At 65.7% G+C, this 15,617-nt stretch carries 16 protein-coding genes; 4 read left to right on the forward strand and 12 right to left on the reverse strand.

What is annotated here, in order from left to right; translation table 11 throughout:
* The first annotated feature begins 22 nt into the window (after positions 1-22).
* Complete coding sequence (locus ACRCSW_RS12200; RefSeq protein ID WP_438705431.1) at positions 23-565, forward strand: biotin transporter BioY; 543 nt, start codon at positions 23-25, stop codon at positions 563-565.
* Here ACRCSW_RS12200 and ACRCSW_RS12205 read toward each other — a convergent pair.
* From ACRCSW_RS12205 to metF, 4 genes are all read right to left on the reverse strand, one after another.
* Positions 554-1,627 (reverse strand): thiolase family protein, encoded by a 1,074-nt coding sequence (locus ACRCSW_RS12205; protein WP_438705432.1) that lies wholly within the window; start codon positions 1,625-1,627, stop codon positions 554-556. The two genes, ACRCSW_RS12200 and ACRCSW_RS12205, sit on opposite strands and share 12 nt — an antisense overlap.
* Positions 1,615-2,916, reverse strand: coding sequence for an AMP-binding protein (locus ACRCSW_RS12210; RefSeq protein ID WP_438705434.1), 1,302 nt, complete (start codon positions 2,914-2,916; stop codon positions 1,615-1,617). The genes ACRCSW_RS12205 and ACRCSW_RS12210 overlap by 13 nt, the downstream gene beginning before the upstream one ends.
* The gene (aroQ, locus tag ACRCSW_RS12215; protein WP_438705436.1) at positions 2,913-3,353 is read right to left on the reverse strand and encodes a type II 3-dehydroquinate dehydratase; all 441 of its coding nucleotides are present in this window, start codon (positions 3,351-3,353) and stop codon (positions 2,913-2,915) included. Before aroQ ends, ACRCSW_RS12210 begins: the two co-directional genes overlap by 4 nt.
* Before the next feature lie 146 nt (positions 3,354-3,499).
* Positions 3,500-4,369, reverse strand: coding sequence for a methylenetetrahydrofolate reductase [NAD(P)H] (metF, locus tag ACRCSW_RS12220; protein WP_438705437.1), 870 nt, complete (start codon positions 4,367-4,369; stop codon positions 3,500-3,502).
* An 87-nt stretch (positions 4,370-4,456) separates the two neighbouring features.
* Between metF and ACRCSW_RS12225 the strand changes: the two genes are divergently transcribed.
* A complete protein-coding gene (locus ACRCSW_RS12225) occupies positions 4,457-5,362 on the forward strand; it encodes a LysR family transcriptional regulator (RefSeq protein WP_438705439.1) in 906 nt (301 codons plus the stop codon).
* 72 nt (positions 5,363-5,434) lie between these two features.
* Here the strand turns inward: ACRCSW_RS12225 and ACRCSW_RS12230 are convergent, their stop codons facing one another.
* The 6 genes from ACRCSW_RS12230 to putA form a co-directional block, all read right to left on the reverse strand.
* Entirely contained in the window at positions 5,435-6,220 is a 786-nt protein-coding gene (locus tag ACRCSW_RS12230) for an inositol monophosphatase family protein (protein ID WP_438705441.1), read from the reverse strand.
* A gap of 131 nt (positions 6,221-6,351) precedes the next feature.
* Positions 6,352-6,900 (reverse strand): AAA family ATPase, encoded by a 549-nt coding sequence (locus ACRCSW_RS12235; protein ID WP_438705443.1) that lies wholly within the window; start codon positions 6,898-6,900, stop codon positions 6,352-6,354.
* A gap of 121 nt (positions 6,901-7,021) precedes the next feature.
* Positions 7,022-7,444 carry a L,D-transpeptidase gene (locus ACRCSW_RS12240; protein ID WP_438705445.1) on the reverse strand — a complete coding sequence of 141 codons (423 nt, stop codon included), beginning with the start codon at positions 7,442-7,444 and terminating at the stop codon, positions 7,022-7,024.
* A gap of 116 nt (positions 7,445-7,560) precedes the next feature.
* Complete coding sequence (locus ACRCSW_RS12245; RefSeq protein ID WP_438705447.1) at positions 7,561-8,250, reverse strand: DUF1194 domain-containing protein; 690 nt, start codon at positions 8,248-8,250, stop codon at positions 7,561-7,563.
* A 65-nt stretch (positions 8,251-8,315) separates the two neighbouring features.
* Positions 8,316-9,059: a rhomboid family intramembrane serine protease gene (locus ACRCSW_RS12250; protein ID WP_438705449.1), complete on the reverse strand. Its 744-nt coding sequence runs from the start codon at positions 9,057-9,059 to the stop codon at positions 8,316-8,318.
* A 32-nt stretch (positions 9,060-9,091) separates the two neighbouring features.
* Complete coding sequence (gene putA, locus ACRCSW_RS12255; protein WP_438705451.1) at positions 9,092-12,544, reverse strand: bifunctional proline dehydrogenase/L-glutamate gamma-semialdehyde dehydrogenase PutA; 3,453 nt, start codon at positions 12,542-12,544, stop codon at positions 9,092-9,094.
* 104 nt (positions 12,545-12,648) lie between these two features.
* Between putA and ACRCSW_RS12260 the strand changes: the two genes are divergently transcribed.
* Positions 12,649-13,110: an Lrp/AsnC ligand binding domain-containing protein gene (locus ACRCSW_RS12260; protein WP_438705452.1), complete on the forward strand. Its 462-nt coding sequence runs from the start codon at positions 12,649-12,651 to the stop codon at positions 13,108-13,110.
* Positions 13,111-13,118: 8 nt separating this feature from the next.
* On the opposite strand, the gene ACRCSW_RS12265 is transcribed toward ACRCSW_RS12260, so the two are convergent.
* Positions 13,119-13,244 carry a hypothetical protein gene (locus tag ACRCSW_RS12265; protein ID WP_438705454.1) on the reverse strand — a complete coding sequence of 42 codons (126 nt, stop codon included), beginning with the start codon at positions 13,242-13,244 and terminating at the stop codon, positions 13,119-13,121.
* Between the two features lie 138 nt (positions 13,245-13,382).
* Here ACRCSW_RS12265 and ACRCSW_RS12270 point away from each other — a divergent pair, with 138 nt between their 5' ends.
* Positions 13,383-14,501 carry an aromatic ring-hydroxylating oxygenase subunit alpha gene (locus ACRCSW_RS12270; RefSeq protein WP_438705455.1) on the forward strand — a complete coding sequence of 373 codons (1,119 nt, stop codon included), beginning with the start codon at positions 13,383-13,385 and terminating at the stop codon, positions 14,499-14,501.
* A 178-nt stretch (positions 14,502-14,679) separates the two neighbouring features.
* On the opposite strand, the gene ACRCSW_RS12275 is transcribed toward ACRCSW_RS12270, so the two are convergent.
* On the reverse strand, positions 14,680-15,600 hold the full coding sequence (locus ACRCSW_RS12275) for a DMT family transporter (RefSeq protein WP_438705457.1): 921 nt from the start codon (positions 15,598-15,600) through the stop codon (positions 14,680-14,682).
* Positions 15,601-15,617: the final 17 nt, after the last annotated feature.

Raw genomic sequence — 15,617 nt, forward strand, 5'->3', positions numbered from 1 at the left:
CGGCAATACAACGAGGGACACAATGGAACGCAATCTCACCCACATCGCCCTGTTCGCCGCACTGATCGCGGTCTTGGGGCTGATCCCGAAGATCGACCTTGCGGCGGGGGTTCCCATTACCGCGCAGTCCCTGGGGATCATGCTTTGCGGCACCGTGCTTGGGGCGAAGCGTGGTGCGCTGGCGGTGATCCTGTTCCTGGCGCTGGTGGCCGCTGGCCTGCCGCTCCTGTCCGGCGGGCGTGGCGGGATAGGGGTCTTTGCGACGCCGTCGGTCGGGTTCCTGATCGGGTTTCCCGTCGCCGCATTCGTTATCGGCTGGCTGATGGAACGCACGACGCTGTCCCCCGCCGTCGCGGCCACCACGGCCTCGGTCATCGGCGGGATTGGCGTGCTTTATGTGTTCGGGATCATTGGCATGTCGGTGGTGCTGGAGAAGTCCCTGACCGAAGCAGCGTTCCTTTCGGCGGCTTTCCTTCCGGGTGATGCGGTCAAGGCGGTGATCGCGGGCCTTGTAACCCAGAGCCTTGCCAAGATGCGCCCCGCCTCGCTTCTGTCACGCGCCTGAGGCGTCGAGGAGCAGCGCGGTCCCGATCCCTCCGGCGGCAGCGATGGCGGCAAGGCCCCTGCCCTGCCGGAGCCCGTGGAAGAGCCTGACGGCAAGGATCGCGCCCGAGGCCCCTATGGGGTGACCTCGGGCGAGGCCGCCTCCGTCGGGGTTGACGATGGCCGGATTGAGCCCGGCGCCTTCGACGACCGCGATGGCCTGGATGGCGTAAGCCTCCATGATCTCGGCCTGGGCGAGGGGTTCGCCCTGCCAGATGCGCTGGATGGCAGAGACGGGGGCCAGGCCCGGTTCTTCGTGGTTTCCACCTACCGTCGCGCCGCCGAGGATTGCGAGGCCCCGGCCCTGCGCCATCCGGTCGGAAACCACCAGGCAGACCGCCGCTGCGTCCGCCGCGACTGCAGCGGTGGCGGCGGTGATGCTGCCGGTGAGAACAGGCGCGCGGGCAAGAAGGCGGGGGGTGAGGCTGCGGGGGAAAGCGTCGCGGGTCACGCCTTGAAGCGGGACGATTTCGGCGGAGAGGTCAGCGGCAAGGGCCTTGGCGTGGCTTTCCATGGCCCAGGCCTCCTGCCTTTCGCGGCTGATGTTTAGCCGAACGGCAAGCGCCTCAGCCGCTTCGGCCATGCCGGGGTCGCGGTCGGGCCAGGGGGTGAAGGGGGCTTCGTCGTAGGGGGTGGGCGGGCCGCCGTCGGGGTCGGTCGCGAGCCTCAGGGGGCGGCGGGAGTAGCTTTCGACGCCACCGGCGAGGACGACATCGGCAGCGCCGGAGTCGACGAGCGCCTTGGCAAGGAGGATCGCGTCGAGGCCACCGGCGCATTGCCGGTCTGTGGTGAGGCCGGCGATGCGTTCGGGAAGGCCCGCGGCCAGTGCCACACGGCGTGCGGGGTTGCCGCCTGCGCCGAGGGCGTTCGAGAGGATGACCTCATCGACCTGGTCGGGGCTTAGGCCCGCGTCGGCGAGGCAGGCGGTGAGGACGGGGGCGGCGAGGTCTTCGATCCTGAGCCTCGCGAAAGCGCCACCACGGGGGACGACGGCAGTGCGGCGGGCGGCGATCAGGCGGGCCATTTGGCTTGACGCTCCAGTGCTTTGAGGTCGGTCTTGCCCGAGGGGAGGACGGGCCAGTCTTTCTTCCAGATCAGGGCTTTAGGGGCCTTGAGCGGCCCGAACTCGGCGCGCAATGCCGTCATCACCGCATCTTCGACGAAGGGGTCGCCCTGGACCATCGCTACCAGCACAGCGCCGCGCCGGGCGTCCGGCATCGGCAGGACCGCCGCCCGTGTGATGCCGGGCGAGGCTTCAAGTATTGCTTCGATTTCCTCGGGAAAGACGTTCTGGTCGGCCACCGTGACCATCCGGCCCGCGCGGCCTTTGAGGTAGAGGTAGCCGTCCTCCATTCGCCCGATCTCGCCGACCGAAAGCCAACCGTCGCGCCAGCGGGTGGGGGCGGTTTTTGAATTGAGCGCTGGCGCGCAAGCCTTTTGTCTCGCCTCTGCGCGCGAAGAGCGCGCAACCGGCTCGGACGAAGGGCGCGCCGCGCGGGGGATATTTGGTGAAGGGAAACTGTCGGAGGGTCGCAAGGTCGGGTCGGCATCCGGAGTGCCTGCGTAGCCGAGGAAGAGGTAGGGGCTTTTGACCCAGATCTCACCCGTCGGGTCCAGCGAGAGCTCTACCCCCGGATAGGGGCGGCCAACCGAGGCTTCGGGGGTGGTCTCGTCGGCGAGCGTGATGAAGCTCGCTTCGGCCGCGCCGTAGAATTCGCGGATGGCAGCGGCGGGGGCCATGGCCGCGAGGGTCTTGCGAAGAGTTTCATCGAGTTTCGAGCCGCCAACGAGGATGATGCGGAGGTCGGGGCACGTGCCCTGCCCTTCCAGCAGACGCAACTGGGCGGGGGTGGCGTAAAGGTGGGTGATGCGGCGTTTGGCGAGGGCCTGGCGCTGGCGGTCGGGGCGAAGGCTGTCGAGGAGGTGGACCTCGGCCCCGAGGTGCAGGCCCTCGATGGCGCCGTAAAGCGAGAGGGAGTGGATCAGTCGGCCGAGGACGGCCACCCGCGCGCCGGGGCCGATGCCGAAGCGGGCGTTGACAGTAAAGCTTGTGATCCAGGAGCCTTGCGTGCGGCGGATGCGGCGGGGTTTGCCGGTGGAGCCGGAGGTCAGGGTCTCGAAAACCGGCTGGTGGCCTGGTTCGGGGGGCGGTTCTTCGGTCGCGCCAAGGCGGAAGGCGGGGAGGCCGATGACTTGGGCCAGGCCCTGGGGGCTGTCGTCGGTGACCGGGCCTTCAGGCGGCAGGCGCGTGAACTCTCTGCCAGCGCCATCAAAGAGCCGGGCGTCCGGGTGCCAGCGGAAGCTGTCGGTCATGCCTTGAGGAGCGAGGCGATCCGGCGGAGCGCGAGGAGATAGCCGTCCGTCCCGCAACCTACGATCACCCCATCGGCGCGCTGGCTCACGTAGGAATGATGGCGGAACGGCTCGCGCTTGTGGATGTTGGAGATGTGGACCTCGATCACCGGGCCGTCAAAGGCGTGAAGCGCGTCGAGGACGGCTATGGAGGTATGGGTCAGCGCGCCACCGTTGATTATGATCCCGGCGGAAGTGCCCCGCGCCTCCTGGATCCAGTCGACGAGCTGGCCTTCGTGGTTCGACTGCAGCGCCTTCAGCCGGAGCCCCAGCTCTTCCGCCAGATCAGCGGTCTTGGCGGCGACGTCTGCCAGGGTTTCATGCCCGTAGATCTCGGGCTGCCGGAGACCGAGGAGGTTCAGGTTCGGGCCGTTCAGAAGGGTGACAAGCTTTGACATGGGGCGTCCGGGCGAAAGGTTCGCGCGAGATTAGCCGATATGCCCCCCGGGGCAAGCCCGGGAAAAAAGTGGCGGCTTTCCTTGGCCCGGTTGAGACGGGCGGGAAAGCCGCCGAGGGAGACACCGTTTATCCCGAAGGATTGATCTCAGGCTACTTTCTCCAGAACGACCTCGGGCAGAATGCCCAGTGCATGGACAACTTCGCGGGTCAGATGCGGGCGGTTCAGAGTGTAGAAATGCAGGTCCTCGACGCCGCCCTGGATAAGCCGGTCGCAAAGTGCTGTGCATTGGGCGAGGGCCAGAAGCTCTTCGCGGCCATCACGGATGGCAGTGGTGAAGGCTTCGTCGAGCTTCGGCGGAACCGATGTGCCGCAGCGGTGGGCAAACTTCTTTGCGCCCTCCCAGGAGGTGATCGGCAGGATGCCGGGGATGATGGGCGCGGTGATGCCCGCGCGGTGGCAGGCATCGCGGAAGCGGAAGAACGTGTCCGTGTCGAAGAAGAACTGGGTGATGGCCGACGACGCGCCCGCGTCGATCTTGCGCTTCAGCCAGGTCACATCGGCGTTCTGGTCGGCAGCGTCGGGGTGAGGTTCGGGATAGGCACCGACGCGGATCGTGAACTTGCCGCTTTTCGCAAGCTTTTCAACAAGCTCGACCGAATTTGCAAAGCCCAGCGGATGCGGCACGAAGCGATTGGCCCCTTTCGGCGCGTCACCGCGCAGGGCGACGATCTCGGTCACACCGGCGGCGGCGTAGGCTTCGGCGATGGAAAGCGTCTCGGTCCGGGTGGCGTCGACGCAGGTCAGGTGCGCCGCGACTGGCAGGCCGTAGTTGCGGTGAATCGTCGAGACCGCCTCATGCGTCAAAGTGCGGGTGGTGCCACCCGCGCCGTAGGTCACAGAGACGAAGGAGGGTTTGAGCGGCGCGAGCGCCTGCACGGTTTCCCAAAGCCGGAACGAGGCGTCGAGCGACTGCGGCGGGAAGAACTCGAAACTGATGCGGGGCGCGTTGGCCATTGGGAAACTCCTTCACTTCGGCTCTTGTCGCAGATTCCATGATGTGAGACCAATTCATAATTCTCACGATCTTCATGAGGTCTGTTCATGCACGTCGAGCTTCGCCACCTGCGCACTATCCGCGCCATTCAGCAGGCCGGGGGGCTGGCCCGGGCGGCGGACATGCTGAACATGACGCAATCGGCGCTTTCGCATCAGGTGAAGGGACTGGAGGATCAGGCGGGGATGGAGCTTTTCGTCCGCCGGTCAAAGCCGATGCGGCTGTCGGCGGCAGGCGTGCGAATGCTGCGCGCGGCGGAACGCATCCTGCCCGAGATCGACGCGATGGAGGAGGAGTTCCGTTCGTTGCGGGCGGGCCGGACCGGGCGGTTGCACATCGCGATCGAGTGCCACGCCTGTTTCGACTGGCTATTCCCGGTGTTGGAACTGTTCCGCCACGCCTGGCCAGAGATCGACGTCGACATCCGGGCCGGGCTGGCGTTTGAAGCGCTGCCTGCGCTGAACCGGGAAGAGGTGGACCTGGTGATTTCGTCAGACCGCGAGCCGCCGCCGGGGATCGTGTTCAACCCCCTTTTCGACTACCACCCGACTTTTGTCGCTTCATCCCAGAACCCTCTGGCCGCAAAGGATTTCATCGCGGCTGAAGACTTCCGGGACGAGGTGCTGATCACCTATCCGGTCAGCCGCGACAAGCTGGATGTCTTCACCGAGGTGCTGACGCCCGCAAAAGTGGAGCCCCGCGCGCAACGGACGGCGGAACTGACGGCAGTGATCCTGATGCTGGTCGGCTCGAACCGAGGGGTGGCGGTGCTGCCCGACTGGGTGATGCGCGAGGTGAAGTCGAACGCGGACTATGTCACGCGGCCCTTGGGGCCAGAGGTGGTGACAAAGCGGATGTATGCCGCGACCCGCGAGGAAGATGTGGCCAAGCCCTACATGGCGCATTTCCTGCGGCTGGCGCGGAGCGAGCCGGTGAAGCTGCAGCGGGTCTGAGGGGGGCCTCCTCGTTCGACTTCGTCTCCTCGTCGGGTTGCCCGCGAGGAGTGACGAAGTCATCGACGAGCATCAACCGCGGATCGTGCCCGCAAAGGCGCCAAAAAGCCCGTCGTTCCCGGCGATCAGCGCGCCGTCTAGTGGGTCCGAGCCCTTGCGCAGGCCTTCGACCATGCCACCAGCTTCCTTGACGAGAAGGATGCCCGCAGCCACGTCCCAGGCGGAAAGCTCACGCTCCCAATAGCCATCGAAGCGCCCCGCCGCGACATAGGCGAGGTCGAGAGCAGCAGCCCCCCACCGCCGGACGCCCGCACAACCGGGCATCAGGCGGGCAAGGTCCTGCAGCATGGCCGGCAGGGTGGACTTCGCGCCGAAGGGTACGCCGGTCGCAAAGACCGCCTCGTGCATCGCCCGGCGGCCCGAGACGCGGAGACGACGGTTGTCGTTGAGCCAGGCCCCGGCGCCCTTTTCGGCCCAGAACATCTCGTCCTTCGCCGGGTCGTAGACCACCGCCGAGACGATCTCGCCCTTGTGCTCCAGCGCGATCGAGACCGCCCAGTGCGGCATGCCGTGGAGGAAGTTCGTCGTCCCGTCCAGGGGGTCGACCAGCCAGCGACGGGTCGGGTCTGCCCCCGCCTGCCCTCCGGTTTCCTCGCCGAGCCAGCCATAGGTCGGGCGCCCGCCGAGCAGTTCTTCCTTGATCAGCCGCTCCGCCTCGCGGTCGGCACGAGAGACGAAGTCGCCCGGGCCCTTGGCGGAGACCTGCAGGTTCTCGACCTCACGGAAGTCCTTGACCAGGCTCCGCCCCGCCTTGCGCGCGGCCTTGATCATAAGGTTCAGGTTGGCACTGCCTTGCATCTTCCGCTCCAGAAAAGGCTTGGCCAGCGGACCGACCTTCCAAGCCCGGCGCTATAGCGGGTCGGGACGTGGAAAGGAAGGGGTGGACCTGCAGCAGGCGGCGTGTTGGCTAAGTTTCCGCTTGGCGCCCTCTATGGTCTCGTCTTCTGGTCGTTGATCCACCCGCAGATTGTCTGCGCAGCTTCGACGATCGACATGGAAGTCGTATCCAGTCTGAGCAGGTTTTCAGCGTCCAGCCCTGCGAGAGGCTTGGCTTGGTTTTGATTGCGTATCGCGTATTCGGGGTCTCGCGGCTTGCGCTTCAGGTCTCGTTCTTCCGACTGGATGCGCCGAATATTCTCTTCCAGATCACAACTGACGTGCACCACTAGGAATGGCGGACGCTTTTGACCCAAGTCGACGATCCTTTGCCACTCGGCGGCACCCCAATCGCTCTCGCCTGCAAGAACCGTTGTCAAGACAACGGGTTGTTGTGGCGGCAGCCTTTGGATCAAATCGTGCGCAATCGCTTCGATCTTTTCGACAGTTTCCCTGAACTCCGGTGACTTGAATTCGGTCAAGGCGAACGCAAGGTTGTAGACAGTGTGTATGTCTAGCAGGCGACCGTTGATCAACGCGGCGAGCTCCCGGCCAATAGCGAGCTTGCCGACACCAGGATAGCCATTCAAGGCAATAATCATTGTCTCCAACCGGATGGCGACTCGTCTGACAGACTAACCGGATGCGATCTCGAGGTCACCAGTGGCTTGCGCTCAACGCCCACTCCATCCGGCAAAGCCGCCGTTCAAACCGATCCCCAGCCTATTCTACGATCACGACCCGCGTGTTCTCCATTCCCTCGGCCTTGACCATCTTGAACAGGATCTTCGCGTTGTCTGGGTGAAGCCGGACGCAGCCGTGGCTGGCGGGCTTGCCGAGGCGCTTGATCTGGTCGGTGCCGTGGATCGCGTAGTGCCCGTCGTAGAAGATCGCCCAGGGCATCGGCGCGTTGTTGTAGCGCTTGGAGCGGTGGTTTCTGGACAGGAACTCGGGCTCATAAGTGCCGGCGGGCGTGATCTTCCCGGCCTTGGCCGTCGAGACCGGCCAGGTGAAGAGAAGTCGCCCCTCGTGATAGACCATCATCGTCTGAGAGGAGATCGAGACGCGGGCGACGACCCGGTCGGCGAAGGCCATGCTGGGGACCAGCAAAAGGCCGATCAGAAGTGCTGAAAAAATGCGGTGCATAGAAAGCTCCGAATGTGTGTTCCAATCACGGATAAGAATTCCCGCGTGCCTGTATTAGTCAACTGAAAACAGGCGAAATTCCGGTCAGGTTTTCCATATTTTTGGCTGGTTTCAGGTCAGCCTTCTTCCGGGCCAGGGCTATCAAGCGCGCCGATCATCGGACCCTGGAGCTCACGCAGCAGTTTGCGGTGGATCGCCTTGGGGTAATCCGTCTGGCGCGGGGCCACTTCGACGAAGGCGTCGGGGCCGCGGATCAGTTCTTCCTGGAAGTAACGGACGAGGTCCAGCTCATGCTCGCCGACCGCAAGGCCGTTCACGGTGATCCCGGTGAAGTCCTCTCGTTCGTAGGTCCGGGCGACCGAAATCCCCTCATTGTTCCGCCCGTCCCCCGCGACGTCGATGACCTTCCGCGCGCAGTCCGGAGCTTCGGCCATCAGGTCCGCCCCGTAGCGGAGCGCATCGCCGAGTGCGGTGGCAAGAGGCGCCTCGGGGCGGGGGGTCAGCCGTACTTTCCATATCGCCGCATCAAGCGCCTCGGGCGTATCAAGGATCACCCAGGGTTGGACGAGGTCCTGGTAGCCGTCGCCGCTCCAGTAGTAGATCGCAAGCGCCACTTTGCCTTCGGGTCCGAAGATGGCCGAGCGGACGTCCCTGTCTTCCAGCGCACCCGCAAGGCCTTCGGTCTGGATGATGTAGTCCTGCGCATCGATGGAGCGCGAGACGTCGACCGCTAGGGCCAAAGCCAGGCGGCACTCGGCCAAGGCAGGCTGGGCAAGGCAGAGAAGCGGCACGACGAGGCGGAGCATCAGGGGACCTTTCGCCCGCGATCCTAGGTCGGAACCGCGCATCCGCAAAGGCCAGGATTGGCGGGTCAGTTCCGGCGGCGGATCAGGGGGACGTTCGACCGGGCGGCCTCGAAATGGGTCTCGGGGTGTGGCGGGTGACCCTCGGTCGCCTGCCAGTAGCCACGCCCGCCCCGGCGCATCCACACCGGAATGGTCAGGACAAGACCTGCCACGAACCCGCCGATATGCGCCCAATAGGCGACGCCGCCGCCATCGCTTGGCGTCGAGACGCCGGAGAAGATCTGCAGCGCAAGCCAGATGCCCAGAACGATCCAGGCCGGGATCGCGAAGATGCGGAAGAAGACGATGAAGATGAAAAGGACATCGACCTTGGCGCGCGGGAAGAGCAGGAGATAGCCCCCCATGACCCCGGCAATCGCGCCGGAGGCCCCCACCATCGGAATGGGCGAGCCGGTGTCCGGAAGCACCTGCGCCATCCCGGCGGCTGCCCCGGCGGCGAGATAGAAGATCAGGAAGCCCAGATGGCCCATCTCCTCTTCAAGATTGTCGCCGTAGATCCAGAGAAAGAGCATGTTGCCCGCAAGGTGCATCCAGCCGCCATGCAGGAACATCGAGGTGACGATCGTTTCAACTCCGTCGCCCGACATGAAGCGGGCGGGGACCAGACCCCAGGTGTTGAAGAAGTTCTGCAGCTGGAAGTCGTTCTGGGTCGTGAAATAGCCCAGGAAGATCAGAATGTTGATCCCGATCAGTGCGAAAGTGACGTAGGGCGTTCGCCCCGAAGGGTTATGGTCGCGGATCGGAAACATGGGGTGCAGCCTTTCCGATCCGCGAGTGCCCGTCAAGCATCGGCGACAGTGGCCAGAAGCTGGGCGTTCCCGCCCGAGGCGGTGGTGTCGATGCAGAGGTGCCGCTCAAGGCTGACGTGGCCGGCATCGGGCGCACCGATCAGGGGCAGGATCGGGCCTTGCCGTGCGGCCAGCGCATGGGCGAAGGCGCGACCTTCCTCCGCGTCGCCCCACCAGATCGCCCCGGAAATGCCCGGAAGCTTCTCCAGCACGTCCGCGGGCAGTCCTGGCGCTTCAACAGCGCGACCGCCAAGCTTTCGCACCGACTCGGCCTGCTGGAGCGCGGCCGAGCGGCCCGGACCAAGGCAAAGGACCGGCGCGCGGGGTGTCAGTGTCAGGCGGTTCGATTCGCCGGTGGGGCCGGGCATATCCTCGGCCACCGGCTCGACTGCGGGCCACGGGGCGGCGAGCGAACGGGACACCTCGGCCAGCGAGGTGGTGGCGTCGTCGGGGGTCGCCTCGGGCACTTGGGCTTTGGTGAAGCGGGTCAGGTAGTGCGGCCCGCCTGCCTTCGGTCCGGTGCCCGAAAGGCCTTCACCGCCAAAGGGCTGGCTTCCCACCACGGCGCCGATCTGGTTGCGGTTCACATAGGTGTTGCCGACCGTCAGCCCCTCGACAATCCGCTGGACCCGGTCGTCGATCCGGGAGTGGAGGCCGAAGGTCAGGCCGTAACCGGTGGCGTTGATGGCGGCGATGACCGCGTCGATCTCATGCGCCTTGAAGGTCGCGATGTGGAGGACCGGCCCGAAGATTTCGCGCGGCATGTCCGCAATCCCCCGGACGGAAAGGACGGTGGGGGCGATGAAGGTCCCCTGCCCCGGCGCCTTCAGCTCTTTGAGGACGCGGCCCTCGGCCCGGGCGGCATCGACATAGGCGCGGATGCCCGCCTGCGCCTCGGCGTCGATCACCGGGCCGATGTCGGTCGCAAGCTGCCATGGATCGCCGAGAGCCATGTCCTCCATCGCGCCGAAGAGCATTTCCGTGACGGTCTCGGCGACGTCTTCCTGGACATAGAGGCAGCGGAGCGCCGAGCAGCGCTGACCGGCGGACTGGAAGCTGGAGGCGATGATATCGCGGACGGCCTGTTCGGGGAGTGCGGTCGAGTCGACCAGCATGGCGTTGAGGCCGCCGGTTTCCGCGATAAGGGGGGCGGTGGGGTCGAGGTTCTTTGCCATGGACCGGCGGATGGCCTGGGCAGTCTCGGTCGAGCCGGTGAAGGCCACGCCATGGACGCGCGGGTCGCGGGTCAGGGCCGCACCGACCGTTCCATCGCCGGGGAGAAGCTGAAGCGCGGTCGGGGGCACCCCGGCGGCCAGCAGGTGATCGACGGCAAGAGCGGCGATCAGCGGGGTCTGCTCGGCGGGCTTGGCGAGGACGGCGTTACCGGCGGCAAGCGCCGCGCTGATCTGGCCACAGAAGATGGCGAGCGGGAAGTTCCAGGGGCTGATGCAGGCGAAGGTACCCCGCGCGGGGTTTTGCAGAGCGGTCGCCCCGGCGGCGTAGTAGCGCAGGAAGTCGACCGCCTCGCGCAGTTCGGCAACGGAATCGGCGAGCGTCTTCCCGGCCTCGCGGGCGAGAAGCGCGAAGATGCGGCCGAAGTCGGCCTCCATCCGGTCGGCGGCGCGGTTCAGGACCAGGCTGCGTTCGGGGGCGGCAGCGCCCCAGGGTTCGGCCAGGCGGAGCGCGGTGTCGACGTCCGGGGTGCCTGCGGTCAGCACGTGGCCGACCAGAGCGCCGGTCGCGGGGTTCAGGACGGCGAGGCGCGGGCCGCCTACAACCCGGCCCGCAAGGCGTGGGGCGGCGTCGATCTGGGCCTCGGCGTAAGGCGCACGGGCGGTCTCGATTGCCGCAAGATCGGCGGTGTCTGTGAGGTCCCAGCCCCTGGAGTTCTGCCGGGGCGCAAAGAGTGCAGGACCGGTCGCAAGCGCCGGGCTGGGGATGGCGGTCAGCGCCTCGACGGCGGTCAACGGGCAGGCGGCGACGGCTTCTGGGGACACATCCTCATCGACGATCTGGTTGACGAAGCTGGAGTTCGCGCCGTTCTCCAGAAGCCGCCGGACGAGATAGGCGAGAAGGTCGCGATGCGCACCCACGGGCGCATAGATCCGGCAGCGAGTGCCTTTTCCGGTCAGCACCAGATCATGCAGCCGTTCACCCATCCCGTGCAGGCGCTGGAATTCGTAGTCGAGCGAGGTCAGCCCGTTGGCCTTTGCGATGTGCAGGACGGCTGCCACCGTATGCGCGTTGTGGGTCGCGAACTGCGGGTAGATGCGGTCGGTCAGGCCCAGGAGCTTGCGCGCGTTGGCAACATAGCTGACATCAGTCGACTGCTTGCGGGTGAAGACCGGGAAGCTTTGCAGGCCGAGGACCTGCGCCCGCTTCACCTCGGCATCCCAATAGGCGCCCTTCACCAGGCGCACCATGATCTTGCGGTCAAGCCTTGTGGCCAGCGCATGAAGCCAGTCGATCACGGCCCCTGCGCGGCGGCCGTAGGCCTGGACGACGACGCCGAACCCGTCCCAGCCTTTCAGTGCGGGGTCCGAGAGCGTGGCCTCGATCACCTCAAGCGACAGGGCCAGGCGGTCGGCCTCTTCTGCATCGATGTTGAACCCAAGGCCTGCGGCTTTGGCCAGCGTTGCAAGGGCGCGAACGCGAGGGACCAGTTCCTCCATCACACTTTCGCGCTTTGCCACCTCATAACGGGGGTGAAGGGCCGAAAGCTTGACCGAGATGCCGGGGTTTGTGCGGATGTCATTGCCCTTGGCCGCGCGGGCGATGGCGGTGATGGCGCGGGAATAGCTGAGGTGGTAGCGGCGGGCGTCGGCTTCGGTGCGGGCGGCCTCACCCAGCATGTCGTAGCTGTAGGTGTAGCCCTTGGCCTCAAGCTCTTCCGCCCGGTCCATCGCCTTGTCGATCGTCTCGCCCAGAACGAAGTTGCGGCCCATCTCTTTCATCGCACGGCTGACCGCCGTGCGGATCACCGGCTCACCCAACCGCCGTACCGCGCCCCGAAGCGCGCCAGCGATGCCGCCCTCACGGTCGTCCAGCACCTTGCCGGTCAGCATCAGCGCCCAGGTCGAGGCGTTGACGAGCGAAGACGCCGATTTCCCCAGATGCCGCCCCCAGTCCGATGGCGCGATCTTGTCCTCGATCAGCGCATCCATCGTCTCGGCGTCGGGCACACGGAGGAGCGCTTCGGCCAGACACATCAGCGCGATGCCTTCGTCGGTGGACAGGCCATACTCGGCGAGGAAGACCTCCATCAGCCCGGGGCGCGAACTGGCCCGGATGCGCTTTACCAGGTCCGCTCCCTCAGCCACGATGGCCGCACGGGCGGGCGCATCAAGTGCGGCTTCGGCCACCAGCCGACGGACCAGCGCGGCCTCATCGGCAAGGCTGCCGGTTTCAATGATCGACCAGGCGGACGGGGCGGAATCGGTTGGCATTTGGAAACCTCGCTTTCCGCCCAGCATATACGCAAAGAGGCAGGCTGTTTTCCCGAAGCTTTCGTGGTATGCAGGCTGAAAGCAGTCGCTTTCCTGGAAATGCCATGCCAGCTGACCGCATCGATCTTGACCGCTTCGACCTTGCCATCCTGCGCGTGCTGCAGACCGAAGGCCGGATTTCTGCCGTCGAACTGGCCCGCCGCATCGGCCTGTCGAAATCACCTACGCAAGCCCGGATGAAGCGGCTGGAGGAGGCCCGCGTCATCACCGGCTATCGCGCGATCCTGGACCCGATCCGCATGGGCCAGGCGCATGTGGCCTTTGTCGAGGTCCGCCTGTCCGACACGCGCGAGGCGGCGCTGACGGCCTTCAACCGCGCCGTGTTGACCGTGCCGGAGGTCGAGCAGTGCCACATGATGGCGTCATCCTTCGACTACCTGTTGAAGGTCCGCACCGCAGACATCCAATCCTACCGCCGCGTGCTGGGTGAGACGATCTCGGCCCTCCCTCATGTCGCCTCAACCTCCACCTACGTCGCGATGGAAGCGGTGAAAGAGGCGTTCTGAGCCGGAGCTCACTCCTTCGGCTTGCCCGGCGAGATCGTGACTTTCGCGTTGCTTGAGGCCACCGAGACGGCTGGTTTCGCAGCCTCTTTCTTCGGTTTCTTCGTTTCCTTGCGCTTGTTCATGCCTTTGGCCATGTCCATCCCCTCCCGGCCCCCAGCGGGCCATGCCGGACTTTAGCCCTGCGGCGGGCGCTTTGCACGGGCAATCGTGCGGCGGGCTTGCCAGACGGCGGGGGAAAGCGGCAAGCTTCGGGCCAGCCGACAGAGGTGTCCATGACCCTTGACCGCACCGAGATCGCCGCCGCCGTCCAGCCCCTGAACCGGGCGCGGTCGATGCCGGCGGGGTTCTACACCGACCCCGCGATCTTTGCGGCCGAACGGGAGCGGGTGTTCCTGAAGCACTGGTTCTTCCTCTGCCGGGCCGAGGAGCTGCCCTCTCCCGGCGATTATCGGGCGTTCGACAGCCCCGGTGGGCCTATCGTTCTGATCCGGGGACAGGACGGGCAACTGCGGTGCTTTGCCAACTATTGCCGCCATCGCGGGTCGATCCTTCTGGAAGGCTCGGGGAATGTCGGGGGCCGGATCACCTGCCCCTATCACGCCTGGAGCTACTTGAACGACGGGCGCCTCTACGGCTGCCCGGACATGAAGGACGCGGAAGGCTTCGACAAGGTCGAGAACGGTCTGGTGGCACTTGACCTGGACCAATGGCAGGGGTTCGTCTTCGCCCGGTTCGCGAAGGAGGGACCGACGCTTCTGCAGCACCTGGCGGACTTCCCCGATCGCATGGCCAGTCACAAGCTTGGCAGGATGCACTGCACCTGGCGGGTCAGGCTGGAAGTGGCAGCGAACTGGAAGCTGATCCTGGAAAACGCGGTCGAGACCTATCACACCGGCGTCGTCCATCGCGACACAGTGGGGGCGCAGCAATCCCGGACGCCCGCCACGCGGGGTGACTGGATATGCATCCAGGTCATCTCGGGCCGGTCGATCGCGACGCTTGGGGCAGACACCCCGCCCTTCCCGCCCATCGAAGGCCTTGATGACGAGGCGCGCATGGGCACCTATTTCACCGTGGTGATGCCCACAGTGCAGTTCGCCGTGGCGCAGGATTGCCTCTGGTGGCTGAACACGATCCCCGTCAGCGAGAGCCGCACTGTGCTAGAGGTCGGCGGCTGTTTTCCCGAAGCCTGCCTCGCGCTGCCGGACTTCGCCGCCCGCGCCCTGCCCTACTACGACCGTTGGGAACGTGTGGCACGCGAGGATGTGGGCATTCTGGAAAAGCAGCAACGCGCGCTTGGATCGGTATTGTACCGGCCAGGGCCGCTTTCCTGGCGCGACGACATGGTGCAGGCGTTGGGGATCTGGGTGGTGGACCGTCTGGGGCTTTGAGCCCAAAGTTGGTGCGCTAAACCCTAGTCGAGTTCATTGAACCGCTCCTCGAGCACTTCGTGCACTCCTCGCTACGCGCCTTCCGACGAGTGCACGAAGTGCTCGAGGAGGCGAAAGCATGGAAACGGCGAAGCGTCATCGCGACAGAGATTCCGTCCGATCCGATCCACCCCTAAGATCAACCCTGCGGCGTCATGGCCTTGCGCTGCTTGGCGCGCTCAAGCCCCAGCCTCCGCTCGCGCCAGATGATAAGGATGCCGGCGATCACGATCAGTGCGGCTCCGCCCAGCATCGGCAGGGTGGGCACTTCTGAGAAGACGAAGTAGCCGATCCCGAGCGCAAACAGCATCGAGGCATAGTCGAAGGGCGCGACCAGCGAGGCGTCGGCCTCGCGGTAGCTGGAGGTCAGCAGGATCTGCCCGAGTCCACCGAGAAGCCCGGCACAGACAAGAAGCGCCAGTTCCCATGGTGCGGGCCAGACCCATCCGAACGGCAACGTGATCAGCGACAGCGCCGTCGCGGTCAGCGAAAAGTAGAAGACGATGGCCGAGGTCTGTTCGGTCATCACGAGCTTGCGGACAAAGACCTGCGCCAGAGCCGCAAAGACCGCGCTGCCAAGCACCAGCATCGCCCCCAACGCCTCGGTCGTTCCCGTGGTGCCGACACCAAGCGAAAGGCGCGGCGCAAGGACGATCAGGACGCCAGTCAGGCCAAGCACAACCGCCGAAATGCGGAAAATCCGCACCTCTTCGCCCAGGAACATCGCGGCGAAAATGACCGTCAGAAGGGGGGCGGCATAGCCTATTGCCGTTGCATCAGGCAGCGGCAGGTAGCCGAGGCCCGCAAAGCCCAGACCCATCGCACTCGTCCCCACCACGCCCCGCCAGACATGTCCCATGGGCGCGACGGCCTTCAGCCCGGTCGCAAGCTCTTTCCGCCAGGCAAGCCACGCGACGATCACTGGAATCGCGAAAAGGGACCGGAAGAACACGGCCTGCCCGGCCGGGACGTGCTGGGCCGTGGCCTTGATCATCGAGGCCATGACGATGAAAACCAGAACCGAGGCGAGCTTGAGGGCGATACCGTGAAGCGGGCGCATGGGGCTTTCCCGACGTT

Source organism: Tabrizicola sp. (assembly GCF_051645465.1).
GTDB lineage: Bacteria > Pseudomonadota > Alphaproteobacteria > Rhodobacterales > Rhodobacteraceae > Tabrizicola.